This is a genomic window from Pseudomonas sp. UBA6562 (assembly GCF_002434265.1).
Taxonomy (GTDB): Bacteria; Pseudomonadota; Gammaproteobacteria; order Pseudomonadales; family Pseudomonadaceae; genus Aquipseudomonas.
Genome location: NZ_DJJS01000001.1, coordinates 313,313 through 329,301, shown reverse-complemented (window position 1 = coordinate 329,301; position 15,989 = coordinate 313,313). Strand labels below are relative to the sequence as shown.

The window sequence follows — 15,989 nt, the reverse complement described above, 5'->3', positions numbered from 1 at the left end:
TTATTGATACAATATAACATATCACTCAAGAACTATTCTCGAAAACCTCGACCCGATGAACGATACGTCTCGCTTTGCTCGATGCCGTATGCGTACGAATAAGCGAAATGACGCAAAACCCGCGCAACCTCTGCGAGCCAACGACGGTCACAGTAAGTCGCGACAATCATTGACAAAATTTTCACATCAGCCGCTCACCGTCTAAGCTTCAGACCAGTACGATGAAACCACTCGGTCGGATCTTGAACTATGGGTAAACTGCGGCACACGGAATCTCCCCGAATGGAATCGCCCGATACCGAGCAGGCCCCTGCCACTGCGCCAAAGCCCCGCCGCTGGCGTCGGTTGTGGTGGTTGCTGCTGGCCTTGATCCTCCTGCTGGCCGTCGCTGTGGCGGGCAACGCCGTTTATGAGGAAGTCCAAACCTCCAAGCTGCAAGCGCGCACCTTCAGTCGCCTGGCCAGCACCCTCACCTATTCCTTGCAGCCAGGCCCGAGCGACGCGGTGGTCTATCCCGGCGAAGGCCCGTTCGACAAGCGCCTTGGCTACAGCAGCATCGGCGAATTCCTGCCGCGCCTGCTCAAGCGCGACTACGTGATCCAGGCGCAGACCCGCTTCTCCCCCGCCCTGCTCGACTATGTCGGCCACGGCCTGTTCGTGCCCTACGAAGAAAAGGGCCAGGCCGGGCTGTCGATCACTGATTGCCGCGGCGACATCCTCTACCAGTACAACTACCCGCAGCAGCTCTACCCCACCTTCGCCGACATTCCTCCGGTGATGGTCAAGAGCTTGCTGTTCATCGAGAACCGCGACCTGCTCGAGACCCGCAACCTGCAGAGCAACCCCGCCGTGGACTGGCCGCGCTTCGCCAAGGCCGCCTACAGCCAGATCGCCAAGTACCTGGCCCTGCCCGGTCAATCGGCCGGCGGCAGTACGCTGGCCACCCAGCTGGAAAAATACCGCCACTCGCCCGACGGGCTGACCGTGTCGGGCGCCGAAAAGCTGCGGCAGATGTTCTCGGCCAGCGTGCGCGCCTACCAAGGCGGGCCGGACACCACCCTGGCGCGCCAGCGCATCGTGCGCGACTATCTCAACAGCGTGCCGCTCTCGGCCGTGCCCGGCCACGGCGAGGTGCACGGTATGGCCGAGGGGCTGCGGGTCTGGTTCGGTGCCGACTTCGACCAAATCAACGCCGCGCTCAACGGCACCGCCGTCGATGCCAAGAGCTTGGCCGAGCGCGGGCTGGCGCTGCGCGAGGTGCTGTCGTTGATCATCGCCCAGCGTCGCCCCTCGCATTACCTGTCCAAAGGGCGGGTGGAGCTTGCCGAACTGGTCGATGCGCACCTGCGCGTACTGGCCGCCAACGGCATCGTCACGCCGCCGCTGGCCGACGCGGCGCTGGCCAGCAAGGCGATGTACCGCGACTGGGTCGCACAACCGACCATCGTGCCGATCGTCACCAACAAGGGCATCAGCCTGGCGCGCAATCGCCTGGCGGCGATGTTCAGCCGCCCGCTGTACGACCTCGACCGCCTCGACCTGTCCGCCACCAGCACGCTGCAGGCCGGCCTGCAAGTGCAGGTCAGCCAGTACCTGAAGAACCTCGCCGACCCGGCCTTCGCCGCGCAGATCGGCCTGATCGGCCACCGCTTGCTGACCGCCAGCACCACCGACCAGGTCAGCTATAGCTTCACGCTGTTCGAACGCACCGCCGACGGCTCGCGGGTACGGGTACAGACCGACAGCACCAACCAGCCCTTCGACATCAACGAAGGCAGCAAGCTGGAACTGGGCTCGACGGCCAAACTGCGGGTGCTCACCACCTACCTGGAAATCATCGCCGAGCTGCACGAGCGCTATGCCGGCAAGCCAGTGGCCGAACTGCGCAAGGTCGAGGTGGCGGATCTGGACCGCCTCAGCCGCTGGTCGCTCGATTGGCTGATGCAGCACAGCCGCGACCAGAACCTCGATGCCATGCTCGACGCCGCCTTGGAGCGCACGTATTCGGCCAGCACCGGCGAAGGCTTCTTCACCGGCGGCGGCATGCACCGGTTCAACAACTTCCGCCGTCAGGACGACGGCCGCAACCCCAGCCTCAAGGATGCGCTGCGCGAGTCGATCAACCTGCCCTTCATCCGCCTGATGCGCGACGTGGTGCGCTACGTCACCTACCAGCAGCCCTACAACCGCGAACCGCTGCTCAAGGACGATGCCGATCCACGGCGCCAGGAATACCTGGCGCGTTTCGCCGACCGCGAGGGCACCAACTACCTGCTGCGCTTCTGGAAGAAATACCAGCGCAAGACCTCGCAGCAACGCCTGGACACCTTCCTCGACAGCTTGCGCACCACACCGCAGCGGCTGGCGGCGGTGCACCGCTATCTGTTCCCCGAGGCGCGCCAGGAAACCTTCAACGCCTTCGTGCGCGCTCATAGCCAGGACAACAAGGCTGCGCTGGCCAAGCTCAACGACGGTCGCTTGGCCGAGATGTACGAAGCCTACGGCCCCGGCAAGTACGACTTGCCCGACCAAGGCTACATCGCCAAAGTGCACCCGCTCGACCTGTGGCTGCTCGGCTATCTGCTGAAGAACCCCGGCGCGAGCCAACGCGAGGCGATCAACGCCAGCCGCTTCGAGCGCCAGGAGGTTTACGGCTGGCTGTTCAAGAGCCGCCATCAGGGCGCGCGCGACAGCCGCATCCGCACTATGGTCGAAATCGAAGCCTTCCTCGACATCCATCAGCGTTGGAAGCGCGTGGGCTACCCGTTCGACCACCTGGTACCGTCGCTGGCCACTGCCATCGGCAGTTCCGGCGACCGCCCGGCAGCGTTGTCCGAGCTGGTCGGGATCATCCAGAACGATGGCGTGCGCTTGCCCACCCTGCGCATCGACACCCTGCACCTGGCCGCCGATACGCCTTATGAAACAAAGCTGGTCAGCGACCCGGACCGCGGCAAACGGATTCTGCCGGTCGAGGTGGCGCGGGCGCTCAAGGGGGCGATGTCGCAAGTGGTCGATGCCGGTACGGCGCGGCGCATCGCCGGTAGCTTCACGCGGCAGGACGGCACCGCGCTGGTCATGGGCGGCAAGACCGGCACTGGCGACAACCGCATCGAGAGCTTCGGCGCCGGCGGGCGCTTGATCGGCTCGCGTTCGCTCAATCGCACCGCCACATTCGTGTTCTTCCTCGGGGACAACCACTTCGGTACCTTGACCGCCTTCGTGCCAGGGCGCTCGGCCGAGGCCTTCACGTTCACCTCGGCGCTGCCGGTGCAAGTGCTCAAAGGCATGGCACCGATTCTGATGCCTTATCTTGAACCCAATGGCGAGACCCAATGCAAGGCGCCAGGATTCGTCGCAGCGGGAGCCCTACGCCCCGGGTCAACGGGGGCAAGTGAGCATCCATCGATTTAGTCGATGATAATCATGCGCATTTAGAGCTGACATAAAGATATATCTTGAGTAATATCTCAAGCTACTTCAGATGCTCAGGTTACCTAAATGCGCCATTCTTCTTCCCCAAACCCTTTCGAACGCCGAGGCGGCCGCGGCCCGCGGGTGTTCGCGGCGGGCGATCTGAAACTGTTGCTGCTGTCGTTGCTGGCCGAACAGCCCGGCCACGGCTACGACTTGATTCGCCAGATCGAGCAACTGTTCGATGCCAGCTACAGCCCAAGCCCCGGTGTCATCTACCCCACCTTGAATTTTCTCGAGGAAGCCGAGCTAGTGCGCGGCGAGGCGCAAGGCAGCAAGCGCCTGTACACCGTCACCGAGCAGGGCCGCGAACGCCTGCGCGAGCAGGCCGTGGCCCTGGAGGGCGTGCGCATGCGCATCGAAGTCAGCAAGCGCGCCTTGAATGGGCACGAGCGCCCCGAGCGCATTCATCAGGCCGTGGGCAACCTGCGCCATGCCCTGCACCTGCATAGCGGCCACTGGGGCGAAGAGGAAATCGAGCGCGTCAGCCGCCTGCTCAACGACGCCGCCAAGGCCATCGCCGGCGGTCCCCACCCCAAGCCTGAGGAGACGTCGCAATGACAGAAGTCATCTACCGCGTGAACCACACCCTCCATCGCCGCGCGCTACACGTGCTGCGGGTCACCGACCTGACCCCACGCATGCGCCGCGTCACCCTTGGCGGTGCGGCGCTCGAAGGCTTCGTCAGCCTGGGCAGCGACGACCACGTCAAGCTGCTGTTCGCCAACGACGCGGCGCAACAAGCGGCCCTCGACGCCGGCGAGCTGAGTGCGGAGCCCAGCGCTCGCCCGACGATGCGCGAATACACGCCCCGGCGCTTCGACCCGCAGGCCCTGGAGCTGGACATCGATTTCGTCCTGCACGGCGACGGCCCTGCCTCGACCTGGGCCGCGCAGGCTGCACCAGGCCAGACCCTGCACATCGCCGGGCCTCGGGCGTCACTGGTCGTCACCGATGCCTTCGACAGCTACCTGCTGATCGGCGACGAAACCGCCATCCCTGCCATCGCCCGGCGCCTGGAAGAACTGCCGGCCGGACGCCGCGCCTTGGTGCTGGTGCAGGTCGAAGACGCGCAAGAGCGGCAGCCGCTGGCCAGCCCGGCGGACGTCGAGGTGATCTGGGTGTTGCGCCATGAGCAGGACCTGGTCGAATGCGTGCGCGCCCTCCCCCTACCTGCCGGCAGCCTGTACAGCTGGGTAGCGCTGGAGAAGCGCCTGAGCCGCGAGGTCAAGGGGGTGCTGCTGGACAAAGGCGTCGACGAACAGGCGCTGAAGGCCGTGGCCTACTGGCGCGCCGACGATACGCCAGAAGAAGACTGAGCCTTTCAGCCTTGGGCTGGCGCGCGCGCACCGCGCCAACGGTCCAGGGCGATGAACAACAGGCCCGTGGCGCAGAAACCGACCAGCACGCCCAGGGCATTGAGCATCACCTGGAGATAGCCGAGGCGCGCCACGTCGATGAAGGGGTACGGGTAGACTCCGATCTCGAAACCGCGCCACAGCGCGAAGGCAAAGTACAGAGCCGGGTACAGGCTCCACAACGCCAGATGGCGCAGACGTAGCGAGCCCTTGGGCACCACCCGCCACCAGTACACGACGAACAGCAGCGGCATCACATCGTGCAGCAGCTCGTCGGCCAGCCACTGCCAACCCTCCGGGTGCCACAAGTGCCGCAGCAGCAGGCTGTAGGCCACCGCCACCACCACGATGCTCACCGCCACTCCCGTGCTCACCGCCGGTGACAGGAACCAGCGCCGCGTCGCGCCTACACGCCCCCAGGCGGCATAACTGAACACCGTGGCCACCAGGGTGTTGCTCAGTACGGTGAAATAACCGAACACGCTCACTAAGCCTCCTACCAGGCTCGCCTCGGCCTGCCAGCGCGCCAGCAGCACCAGCCAGACCTGCACGGCCAGGCCCGTCCAGCCCAGCACGGCGGCCAGCAGCAGCCAGGGATGGCGAGGCATCAGCGGCCGCGCTGCAGGTTCACGTAAAGCTGCTCGACCTTGGCGCGGGCCCAAGGCGTCTTGCGTAGGAAGGTCAGGCTCGACTTGATGCTCGGATCGCTCTTGAAACAGCGCACGTCGACCTGCTCGGCCAGGCCCTGCCATTGGTAATGGGCGACCAGCGCGGTGAGGATCTGTTCGAGCGTCTTGCCATGCAGGGCGTTGTGTTCGGGGATGCTCATGGAAGGCTCCGGAAGAAAAGGGGCGCACTGTACACCGGCGAGGCACGCCGTGGTGGATTCAGACCCCGGGCGCGCCGTGCGGTTTCCCAGGTAAGCGCCAAGACAACGAGCGAAACACAAACTGCTGGCCAAAGGGCGCGCCGTCATGCTGCAATAGAAACGTTATACTGTAACGATATGGCTATCTTTCAAGGACGCTCCCTCCCCATGCGCCGCTACTCCTCCACACTCTCACCTCTTGCCGCCGCCCTGTACCTGGCTTCGATGCCGAGCCACGCCGTGGAACTGCAACCCCAGGTCATCACCGCCAACCCATTGGGCAACGCACAACTGGCCGCTCCCAGCACCGTGCTCGAAGGCGATCAATTGTTCCAGCACCAGCATTCGAGCCTCGGCGAAACCCTCAACGGCCAGCCCGGCGTGGCCTCGACCTGGTTCGGCCCGGGCGCCAGCCGCCCGGTGATCCGCGGCCTGGACGGCGACCGCATCCGTATCCTGCGCAATGGCGTAGGCGCACTGGACGCCTCGTCGCTCTCCTACGACCACGCCGTACCGCTGGACCCCAACGTCGTCGAGCGCATCGAAATCGTCCGCGGCCCGGCCGCCCTGCTCTATGGCGGCAACGCCATCGGCGGCGTGGTCAACACCTTCGACAACCGCATCCCGGACACGCCCATCGATGGCATCCACGGCGCCGGCGAACTGCGTTATGGCGGCGCCGACACCACGCGCAGCCGCGCGGGCAAGCTCGAAGCCGGCGACGGCACCTTCGCCCTGCACCTGGATGCCAACAGCCGCCAGTTCAATGATTTGCGCATCCCTGGTTACGCGCGCAGCGGCAAAGTTCGCGAAGCGGACGAGCCAGGCAGCCACGGCCGCCTGGACAACAGCGACGGCCGTCAGGACGGTGGCGCCATCGGCGGTTCCTACCAGTGGGACCATGGCTACGGCGGGCTGTCGTACAGCCGCTACGACAGCAATTACGGCTCTGTCGCAGAGCCCGGCGTGCGCCTGGACATGCAGCAGGACCACTATGCGTTCGCGTCCGAGCTGCGCGACCTCGAAGGTCCCTTCAGCTCGGTGAAGCTCGATGCCGGCTACACCGACTACCAGCACCGCGAAATCGAAGAAGGCGAGGTGCACACCACGTTCAAGAACAAGGGCTACGAAGCACGGCTCGAAGCGCGTCACCAGCCGCTCGGGCCGGTCGAGGGGGTGGTCGGCGCGCAGGTCAGCCGTAACGAATTTTCCGCGTTGGGCGAAGAAGCCTTCGTGCCGCACACCGACACCGACAGCCTGGCGCTGTTCCTGCTCGAACAGTGGCAGGCCAGCGAGCGCCTCGACCTGAGCTTCGGCGCACGCCTGGAACACACCCGCGTCGACCCTGATGCCAAAGGCAACGAAACCTTCGCCAGCGCCGACGGCAGCCGGGCGTTCAATGCAGTGAGCCTGTCGTCGGGCGCGGTGTACCAGCTCGACCCGACCTGGGCGCTGGCCGCCAACCTCGGCTACACCGAGCGCGCACCGACGTTCTACGAGCTGTACGCCGACGGCGCCCACGTGGCCACCGGTGCCTATGAAGTGGGCGATGCCGCGCTGAATAAGGAAAAGGCCGTTTCCGGCGACCTGGCACTGCGTTTCGACAAGGGCACGCACAAAGGCAGCGTGGGCGTGTTCTACAGCCACTTTCGCAACTACATCGGCTTGATCGGCAGCGGCCACCTACGCGAAGGACACGATCACGGCCATGAAGACGAAGACGCCCATGACCACGACCACGACGAAGGCATCCCGGAGTACCTGTACCAAGGCGTGCGCGCACGCTTCTACGGCATCGAGGCGCAAGACCGCTGGCAACTGACGCAGAACCGCTACGGCAACTTCGCCCTGGAGCTGTCGGGCGACTACACCCGGGCGAAGAACCTCGACAGCGGCGAGCCGCTGCCGCGCATCGCGCCGCTGCGCCTGAACAGCGGCTTGGTGTGGTCGCTGGAGCGCTGGCAGGCGCGTCTCGACGTGCAGCATGCCGCCGCCCAGCGCCGCACCCCGGCCAACGAGACGCAGACCGGCGGCTACACCACCCTCGGCGCCAGCCTCGACTACCGTTTCGACGTCGGCCAAAGCCAGTGGACGGCCTTCGTGCGCGGCGAAAACCTGACCGACCAGACCGTGCGCTACGCCAGCTCCATCCTGCGCGACATCGCGCCGGCAGGCGGGCGCAGCGTGGAAGTCGGCCTGCGCACCACGTTCTGAGCCTTCCTTGGATGCACCCTGCGCGCTATGGAGGCGCGCAGGGTCAATGCAGTACCCCGCACTGTTGCACGCCAGGCAACAGTGCCCTGCGACATTTTGTCTTTTTTTCCGCAGCGTTCCTCTATATCCTCCCGGCTCGCTGAAACGCTTCAGCTTCCTGACTATCCGTGTTCCATCGTCGGTGCCCGCCACCCTCGGTGCCTTTGGCATTCGTTCTAACCATGACAAGACAGCTCTACCTCCCGAGTTTTCGGGCTCGGCCCTCGTTCGTATCTGCCGCCCTCACGCTTGCCCTGTCCAGCCTCGCGCCTAGCGTGCGTGCCGAAGAACACCCCGCGTTCAGCACCGATTCGCCCTGGATGCTCGGCGACTGGAACGGCACCCGCAGCCAGCTCAAGGCGCAAGGCTATGACTTCACCTTCGGCTACACCGGCGAGATGGGCAGCAACCTGCGTGGCGGCTACGACCATGACCGCACCGCGCGTTACAGCGACCAGTTCACCTTCGGCAGCCATCTGGACCTGCAGAAGATCCTCGGTTGGCACGCCACCGATCTGCAGTTCACCGTGACCGAACGCAGCGGCCAGAACATCAGCAACGACCGCCTTAACGACCCGCGCGTCGGTGGCTTCACCTCGGCCCAGGAAGTCTGGGGCCGCGGCCAGACCTGGCGGCTGACGCAACTGTGGCTGCGCCAGCAGTACCTGGACGGCGCCCTCGATTTGAAAGTCGGCCGCTTCGGCGAAGGCGAAGACTTCAACAGCTTTCCCTGCGATTTCCAGAACCTGGCGTTCTGCGGTTCGCAGGTCGGCAACTGGGTGGGTGGCATCTGGTACAACTGGCCGGTCAGCCAATGGGCGCTGCGCGCACGCTACAACCTGAGCGACACGCTGTTCGCCCAGATCGGGGTGTTCGAGCAGAACCCGTCGAACCTGGAAACCGGCAACGGCTTCAAGCTCAGCGGTAGTGGCACGCAAGGCGCGGTGATACCCATCGAACTGGTGTGGAGCCCGATGGTCAATGGCCTTAAAGGGGAGTATCGCGCCGGCTACTACTACAGCAGTGCCAACGCGAACGATGTGCTCAAGGACGAACACGGACAGCCCGCCGCACTCAGTGGCGCCGCCTACCGCAGCAGTGCCAGCAAGCATGGCCTGTGGTTGGGCGTGCAGCAGCAAGTGAGCGCGCAGGCCAGCGATTCGTCTCGCGGCCTGGCCCTGTTCGCCAATGCCACGCTGCACGACAAGAAAACCAATGCCATTGACCACTATGTGCAAGCCGGCCTGGTCTACAAAGGCCCCTTCGACGCCCGTGCCAAAGACGATATCGGCTTCGCCGTGGCCGCCGTCCACGTCAACCCGGCCTTTCGCAAGAACGCCCGCATGGCCAACCTGGCACGCGGCATCGACGACTACGCCAACCCTGGTTTTCTGCCTGTGCAGGACACCGAATACAGCGCCGAACTCTACTACGGCATCCACCTTGCCAACTGGCTCACCCTGCGCCCCAACCTGCAATACATCCGCCATCCCGGCGGTGTCGAACAGGTCGACGACGCACTGGTGGCCGGGCTGAAACTGCAGAGCAGCTTTTGAACACTTATCACTTTGACACGACGGAGAACCTGCAATGAGCACTGACGGTGCCAAACACGCCTCGCCCTGGCTACCACGGCTGATGGGCGTCCTGCTGTTGCTGATGGGCCTGGCGTTGGTTGCCGGGGGTGTTCGCCTGATTCAGGTGAACGGATCGCTGTATTACATCCTCGCCGGGGTCGGCTTCGCCCTGTCCGGCCTCCTGCTGCTGGCTCGCCGCCGCCTGGGCCTGGGCCTGTACGGTTTGGTACTGCTGGCCAGCACGGTCTGGGCGCTGAGCGAAGTGGGCCTGGACTGGTGGCAGCTGGTGCCGCGCCTGTCGCTGTGGTTCGCCCTCGGCGTGGTCCTGCTGCTGCCTTGGGCGCGTCGCCCGCTGGTAGGCTCGGCCGCGGGTGCCAACACCGCGCTGCTGACCGTCGCGGTGCTCGCGTCCGGTGCCTGCGCCGTCGCCAGCCAGTTCACCCACCCCGGCGAGATCGCCGGCGAACTGGGTCGCGACAGCAGCGAAATGGCCAGCGCCGCGCCGAACATGCCTGAAGGCGATTGGCAGGCCTACGGCCGTACCGAGTACGGCGACCGCTACTCGCCGCTGCGCCAGATCACCGCGCAGAACGTCAAGCACCTGGAAGAAGCCTGGCGCATCAGCACCGGCGACCTGCCGACCGGCGACGACCCGATCGAGCTGACCAACGAAAACACCCCGCTCAAGGCCAACGGCATGCTCTATGCCTGCACGCCGCACAGCAAGGTGCTGGCGCTGGACCCGGACACCGGCAAGGAGATCTGGCGCTTCGACCCGCAGATCACCAGCCCGAACAAGTCGTTCAAGGGCTTCGCCCATATGACCTGCCGCGGCGTGTCGTACTACGACGAAAACCGTTACGTCAGCCGTGACGGCAGCCCTGCGCCGCAGATTTCCGACGCCGGCAAGCAAGTCGCCCAGGCCTGCCCACGGCGCATCTACCTGCCGACCGCCGACGCCCGCCTGATCGCCCTCAATGCCGACACCGGCAAGGTCTGCGAAGGCTTCGCCAATCAAGGCGCCGTCGACCTGACCCGTGGCCTGGGCCCGTTCACCCCCGGTGGCTACTACTCCACTTCGCCCGTTTCGGTCACCCGCGACCTGGTGATCATCGGCGGCCACGTGACCGACAACGAGTCGACCAACGAGCCGTCCGGCGTGATCCGCGCCTATGACGTGCACGACGGCCGTCTGGTGTGGAACTGGGACAGCAACAAGCCCGAAGACACCGCGCCCCTGGCCGACGGCCAGATGTACACGCGCAACTCGGCCAACATGTGGTCCATCGCCAGCGTCGACGAAGGGCTGGGCATGGTCTACCTGCCGCTGGGCAACCAGACCCCCGACCAATGGGGCGCCGACCGTACCCCCGGTGCCGAGAAGTACAGCGCCGGCCTGGTCGCTCTGGACCTGGCCACCGGCAAGGTGCGCTGGAACTACCAGTTCACCCACCACGACCTGTGGGACATGGACGTCGGCAGCCAGCCGACCCTGACCCACCTCAAGACCGACGACGGCGTCAAGCCTGCGGTGATCGTGCCGACCAAACAGGGCAGCCTGTACGTGCTCGACCGCCGCGACGGTACGCCGATCGTGCCGATCCGCGAGATTCCGGTGCCGCAAGGCGCGGTCAAGGGCGACCATACCGCGCCCACCCAGGCCCGTTCCGACCTCAACCTGCTGGGCCCGGAACTGACCGAACAGGCCATGTGGGGTGCCACGCCGTTCGACCAGATGCTGTGCCGCATCCAGTTCCGCGAGCTGCGTTACGAAGGCCAGTACACCCCGCCGTCCGAGCAGGGCTCGCTGGTCTACCCAGGCAACGTCGGCGTGTTCAACTGGGGCGGCGTGTCGGTCGACCCGGTGCGCCAGCTGCTGTTCACCTCGCCGAACTACATGGCCTTCGTGTCGAAGATGGTGCCGCGCGAGCAAGTCGATGCCAACAGCAAGCGCGAGAGCGAAACCAGCGGCGTGCAGCCCAACACCGGCGCACCCTACGCGGTGACCATGCACCCGTTCCTGTCGCCGTTCGGCCTGCCGTGCCAGGCACCGGCCTGGGGCTATGTGGCGGCCATCGACCTGTTCACCCACAAAGTGGTGTGGAAGCACAAGAACGGCACCACCCGTGACAGCACCCCGGTGCCGATCGGCCTGCCGGTCGGCGTACCGAGCATGGGCGGTTCGATGGTCACCGCCGGTGGCGTGGGCTTCCTCAGCGGTACGCTGGACCAGTACCTGCGCGCTTATGACGTCAACAATGGCAAAGAGCTGTGGAAAGGCCGCCTGCCGGCTGGCGGTCAGGCCACGCCCATGACCTACACCGGCAAGGACGGCAAGCAGTACGTGCTGGTCACTGCGGGCGGGCATGGGTCGTTGGGGACCAAGATGGGCGATTACATCATCGCTTACAAGCTGGCCGACTAAACCTCGGCGCCCCGTTCGTGGGGCGCCTTCGCTTACGCAACGTGTCGGACATGCGGCGTAAGCAATCCCTGCTTTCAGCTGCGACGGTTCACTTATCGAACCAGAACCGTCGCCATGCTGCCACGCACGTCCCCGCCTTCGCCTGCTGTTCATTGAAACCAGTGCCTGCCTGCCCCATCTAAGCACCATTGCCCATAACGCAGGTGCCCCATGAGCGACCAGCAGGATCATCCGGATCACGACGAAAGCAGCGAAGTCGAGCATATCGAAGCCGACGCCGATGCAGGCCGCTACCTGGCCCTTCCCGGCCAGCAGCTACCGGACAAAGTCCACGTCATCCCCATCCACAACCGTCCGTTCTTCCCCGCCCAGGTGTTGCCGGTCATCGTCAACGAAGAGCCATGGGCCGAAACCCTCGACCTGGTCGCCAAGACGCCGCACCATTCCCTGGCGCTGTTCTTCATGGACACCCCGGCCGAAGACCACCGGCACTTCGACACCCAGGCGCTGCCCGAGTACGGCACCCTGGTCAAGGTGCACCATGCCACCCGGGAAAACGGCAAGCTGCAGTTCGTCGCCCAGGGCCTGACCCGTGTGCGCATCCGCACCTGGCTCAAGCACCACCGCCCGCCGTACCTTGTGGAAGTCGAGTACCCGCGGCAATTGTCCGAGCCCACCGACGAGGTCAAGGCCTACGGCATGGCCCTGATCAATGCGATCAAGGAACTGTTGCCGCTCAACCCGCTGTACAGCGAAGAGCTGAAGAACTACCTCAACCGCTTCAGCCCCAACGACCCTTCGCCGCTCACCGACTTCGCCGCCGCACTCACCTCCGCCACCGGCAGCCAGTTGCAGGAAGTGCTCGACTGCGTGCCCATGCTCAAGCGCATGGAAAAGGTCTTGCCGATGCTGCGCAAGGAAGTCGAAGTGGCGCGCTTGCAGAACGAAATCTCCGCCGAGGTCAACCGCCAGGTGGGTGAGCATCAGCGCCAGTTCTTCCTCAAGGAACAGCTCAAGGTCATCCAGCAGGAACTGGGCCTGAGCAAGGACGACCGCAGCGCCGACCTGGAACAGTTCGAACAGCGCCTGGACGGCAAGACCCTGCCCGAGCAGGCGAAAAAGCGCATCGACGAAGAGATGGGCAAGCTGGCCATCCTGGAAACCGGTTCGCCGGAATACGCCGTGACCCGCAACTACCTGGACTGGGCCAGCGCCCTGCCCTGGGGCGTGTACGGCAAGGACAAGCTCGACCTCAAGCACGCGCGCAAGGTCCTGGACCAGCACCACGCGGGCCTGGACGACATCAAGGAACGCATCCTCGAATTCCTCGCGGTCGGTGCCTGGAAAGGTGAGATCAGCGGCTCCATCGTGCTGCTGGTCGGCCCGCCTGGCGTGGGCAAGACCAGTATCGGCAAGTCCATCGCCCAATCCCTGGGCCGGCCGTTCTACCGCTTCAGCCTGGGCGGCATGCGCGACGAGGCCGAGATCAAGGGCCACCGCCGCACCTACATCGGCGCCCAGCCGGGCAAGCTGGTGCAGGCGCTCAAGGATGTGGAGGTGATGAACCCGGTGATCATGCTCGACGAGATCGACAAAATGGGCCAGAGCTACCAGGGCGACCCGGCGTCGGCGCTGCTGGAGACCCTGGACCCGGAGCAGAACGTCGATTTCCTCGATCACTACCTGGACCTGCGTCTGGACCTGTCCAAGGTGCTGTTCGTCTGCACCGCCAACACCCTCGACTCCATTCCCGGCCCGCTACTCGACCGCATGGAAGTCATCCGTCTGTCGGGCTATATCACCGAGGAAAAGCTGGCCATCGCCAAGCGCCATCTGTGGCCCAAGCAGTTGGCCAAGGCCGGTGTGGCCAAGACCAGCCTGAGCATCAGCGACAGCGCCTTGCGCCTGGTGATCGAAGGCTACGCCCGCGAAGCCGGCGTGCGGCAGCTGGAGAAGCAGCTGGGCAAGCTGGTGCGCAAGGCGGTGCTCAAGCTGCTGGAAAACCCCGAAGCCAAACTCAAGATCGGTCCTAAAGACCTGGAGCCTGCCTTGGGCGTGCCAGTGTTCCGCAGCGAACAGGTGCTGTCGGGCAAAGGCGTGATCACGGGCCTGGCCTGGACCAGCATGGGCGGCGCCACCCTGCCGATCGAAGCAACGCGCATCCACACCCTCAACCGCGGCTTCAAGCTGACCGGCAAACTGGGCGATGTGATGAAGGAATCGGCGGACATCGCCCTGAGCTACGTCAGCTCGAACCTCGAGCAGTTCGGCGGCGATCCGCGCTTCTTCGACGAAGCGTTCATCCACTTGCACGTGCCCGAAGGCGCCACGCCCAAGGACGGCCCGAGCGCGGGTGTGACCATGGCCAGTGCCTTGCTGTCGCTGGCCCGGGACCAGGCTCCGAAGAAAGGGGTGGCGATGACCGGCGAGCTGACCTTGACTGGGCAAGTGTTGCCCATTGGCGGGGTGCGCGAGAAGGTCATCGCGGCGCGCCGGCAGAAGATTTTCGAGTTGATTCTGCCGGAGGCCAATCGGGGCGATTTTCAGGAGTTGCCCGAGTATTTGCGCGAGGGTGTGACGGTGCACTTTGCGCGACATTATGCCGATGTTGCGAAGGTGCTATTCGGATGAAAAGAGAGCATGACACCCGAACGATTCGAGACCAACGTATGTTGATTCAGCATAGCGTGTAGAGGCGCAATGCGGACCGACTAGATCGATGCCAAAAGGCGGGCTCCGTCGCGAGACGACAGCCCTGCCGCCTTAGACGCTTCGCAACTAATTCGTCGACCCGGTGAGAGATCGGCGCGTCTTCAGGCGCTACCGGCAGGGTCAGCCTCGGTAAAAATGGATACCGATTTTTGACACGCGCTTGAAATGAAATTCCAGTAACGCATAAGATTTTTTAAGCTCGCGATTAAAAACGCTACATCATGGTTAGTTTGAAGACCTTTTACCTTCACCGCCGCTTCAGCCATGTGGGCATCGAGCCCCAGAAGAAACGTCTCGACATGCGCAAAGACCGCGAGGATGTTTCTAAAATTGAAATTCAACGCATTCAAAAACGCCGACAGCTTTAGCAGATCACCTTTGATCGGACTATGGATAGCTAACTGCTGCTCGGCATCGAGTTTCAACTGACGCGCTATGGCAATTTCCTTTCGAGCGTGTGTCGCGCGCTCGAGGCAGCTCAACGACACAGACACCTCCATTTCATTCGAAATTTCGAACATATCCCGGACAGCGGTGCTGTATATCTTTTCAGCTTGTGCGATTTTCTCTGCATAATTTTCTACCTGCAGCCATACTCCATCACCATGAAGGCTCTGTAGCGCTCCGCTGATCGCCCGCCGAATGTTTGCCGCTGATTGAATCAGATCATCATTGAGCGTTGAAAAAAATTTTTGCAACAAGCCCGCTTCATGCTCAAGCACGAACTGATAAACTGCGATTCGCTCTTTTATATCCTGTAGATCCTCAATAAAACCCGCGAGGCTCTCTTTATTCTTCTCCTCCAGAGAGGATGGCGGCGCCGCTAAAACGGCCTCCCACATTTCGTCCCCATCCAGCGCGCAGATTGCCTGGGCGGTTTGCGCAAGCTTTTCACTCCGGGTGTTTATGGTCTCCGATATTTCGGCAAAGTGGCTAGCCACACTTTTCATGTCTTTGATAATCACCGTGCCTTGCTCAGCATGTTCACGGACTTTTTCGAACAAAGCGCTCAACTTGGAGACTGCGAATTCCGGGTGCTCAATCGGGAGCTGGCCGAGCCAGGCGGCTGTCGCGGGAACCCCTTTGGGCAGGGAGTTCGAATAATCGATATATTGGTACAAAGCAATAATATGTTCTCGCTCGAAAAACACGTTAAGGCTGTCAAGGGATTGGTAAGCCTCCTGTTCGGAGGGTGCTGGTGTTGCCTTCATGATATCGCCTCATTAGTTGGCACTCAGCGTGGCCAGCCATCCGCATGTCCTTCAGCCCCACTCTTGAGAAACTACACACTGCCTGAGCGTGCAGCAACACAAGACGGTCTG

General features: G+C 63.8%; 10 protein-coding genes. 7 read left to right on the top strand and 3 right to left on the bottom strand.

Annotation, left to right across the window (positions count from 1 at the left end; all coding sequences use genetic code 11):
• The first annotated feature begins 249 nt into the window (after positions 1-249).
• The 3 genes from B4M43_RS01505 (at position 250) to B4M43_RS01495 (ending at position 4,793) form a co-directional block, all read left to right on the top strand.
• Positions 250-3,414 (top strand): transglycosylase domain-containing protein, encoded by a 3,165-nt coding sequence (locus B4M43_RS01505; RefSeq protein ID WP_296263450.1) that lies wholly within the window; start codon positions 250-252, stop codon positions 3,412-3,414.
• 87 nt (positions 3,415-3,501) lie between these two features.
• Complete coding sequence (locus B4M43_RS01500; protein WP_296263449.1) at positions 3,502-4,035, top strand: PadR family transcriptional regulator; 534 nt, start codon at positions 3,502-3,504, stop codon at positions 4,033-4,035.
• Entirely contained in the window at positions 4,032-4,793 is a 762-nt protein-coding gene (locus tag B4M43_RS01495) for a siderophore-interacting protein (RefSeq protein WP_296263447.1), read from the top strand. The genes B4M43_RS01500 and B4M43_RS01495 overlap by 4 nt, the downstream gene beginning before the upstream one ends.
• A gap of 5 nt (positions 4,794-4,798) precedes the next feature.
• On the opposite strand, the gene B4M43_RS01490 is transcribed toward B4M43_RS01495, so the two are convergent.
• Positions 4,799-5,440 (bottom strand): Pr6Pr family membrane protein, encoded by a 642-nt coding sequence (locus B4M43_RS01490; protein WP_296263445.1) that lies wholly within the window; start codon positions 5,438-5,440, stop codon positions 4,799-4,801.
• The gene (locus tag B4M43_RS01485) at positions 5,440-5,661 is read right to left on the bottom strand and encodes a VF530 family protein (protein WP_296263443.1); all 222 of its coding nucleotides are present in this window, start codon (positions 5,659-5,661) and stop codon (positions 5,440-5,442) included. The genes B4M43_RS01490 and B4M43_RS01485 overlap by 1 nt, the downstream gene beginning before the upstream one ends.
• A 207-nt stretch (positions 5,662-5,868) precedes the next feature.
• Here B4M43_RS01485 and B4M43_RS01480 point away from each other — a divergent pair, with 207 nt between their 5' ends.
• The 4 genes from B4M43_RS01480 (at position 5,869) to lon (ending at position 14,586) form a co-directional block, all read left to right on the top strand.
• Complete coding sequence (locus tag B4M43_RS01480) at positions 5,869-7,914, top strand: TonB-dependent receptor (RefSeq protein WP_296263441.1); 2,046 nt, start codon at positions 5,869-5,871, stop codon at positions 7,912-7,914.
• Between the two features lie 221 nt (positions 7,915-8,135).
• Positions 8,136-9,509 carry a carbohydrate porin gene (locus B4M43_RS01475; RefSeq protein WP_296263439.1) on the top strand — a complete coding sequence of 458 codons (1,374 nt, stop codon included), beginning with the start codon at positions 8,136-8,138 and terminating at the stop codon, positions 9,507-9,509.
• 34 nt (positions 9,510-9,543) lie between these two features.
• The gene (locus tag B4M43_RS01470; protein WP_296263436.1) at positions 9,544-11,955 is read left to right on the top strand and encodes a glucose/quinate/shikimate family membrane-bound PQQ-dependent dehydrogenase; all 2,412 of its coding nucleotides are present in this window, start codon (positions 9,544-9,546) and stop codon (positions 11,953-11,955) included.
• A gap of 210 nt (positions 11,956-12,165) precedes the next feature.
• Positions 12,166-14,586 (top strand): endopeptidase La, encoded by a 2,421-nt coding sequence (lon, locus tag B4M43_RS01465; RefSeq protein ID WP_296263435.1) that lies wholly within the window; start codon positions 12,166-12,168, stop codon positions 14,584-14,586.
• Between the two features lie 182 nt (positions 14,587-14,768).
• Here the strand turns inward: lon and B4M43_RS01460 are convergent, their stop codons facing one another.
• Positions 14,769-15,878 (bottom strand): hypothetical protein, encoded by a 1,110-nt coding sequence (locus tag B4M43_RS01460; RefSeq protein WP_296263433.1) that lies wholly within the window; start codon positions 15,876-15,878, stop codon positions 14,769-14,771.
• Positions 15,879-15,989: the final 111 nt, after the last annotated feature.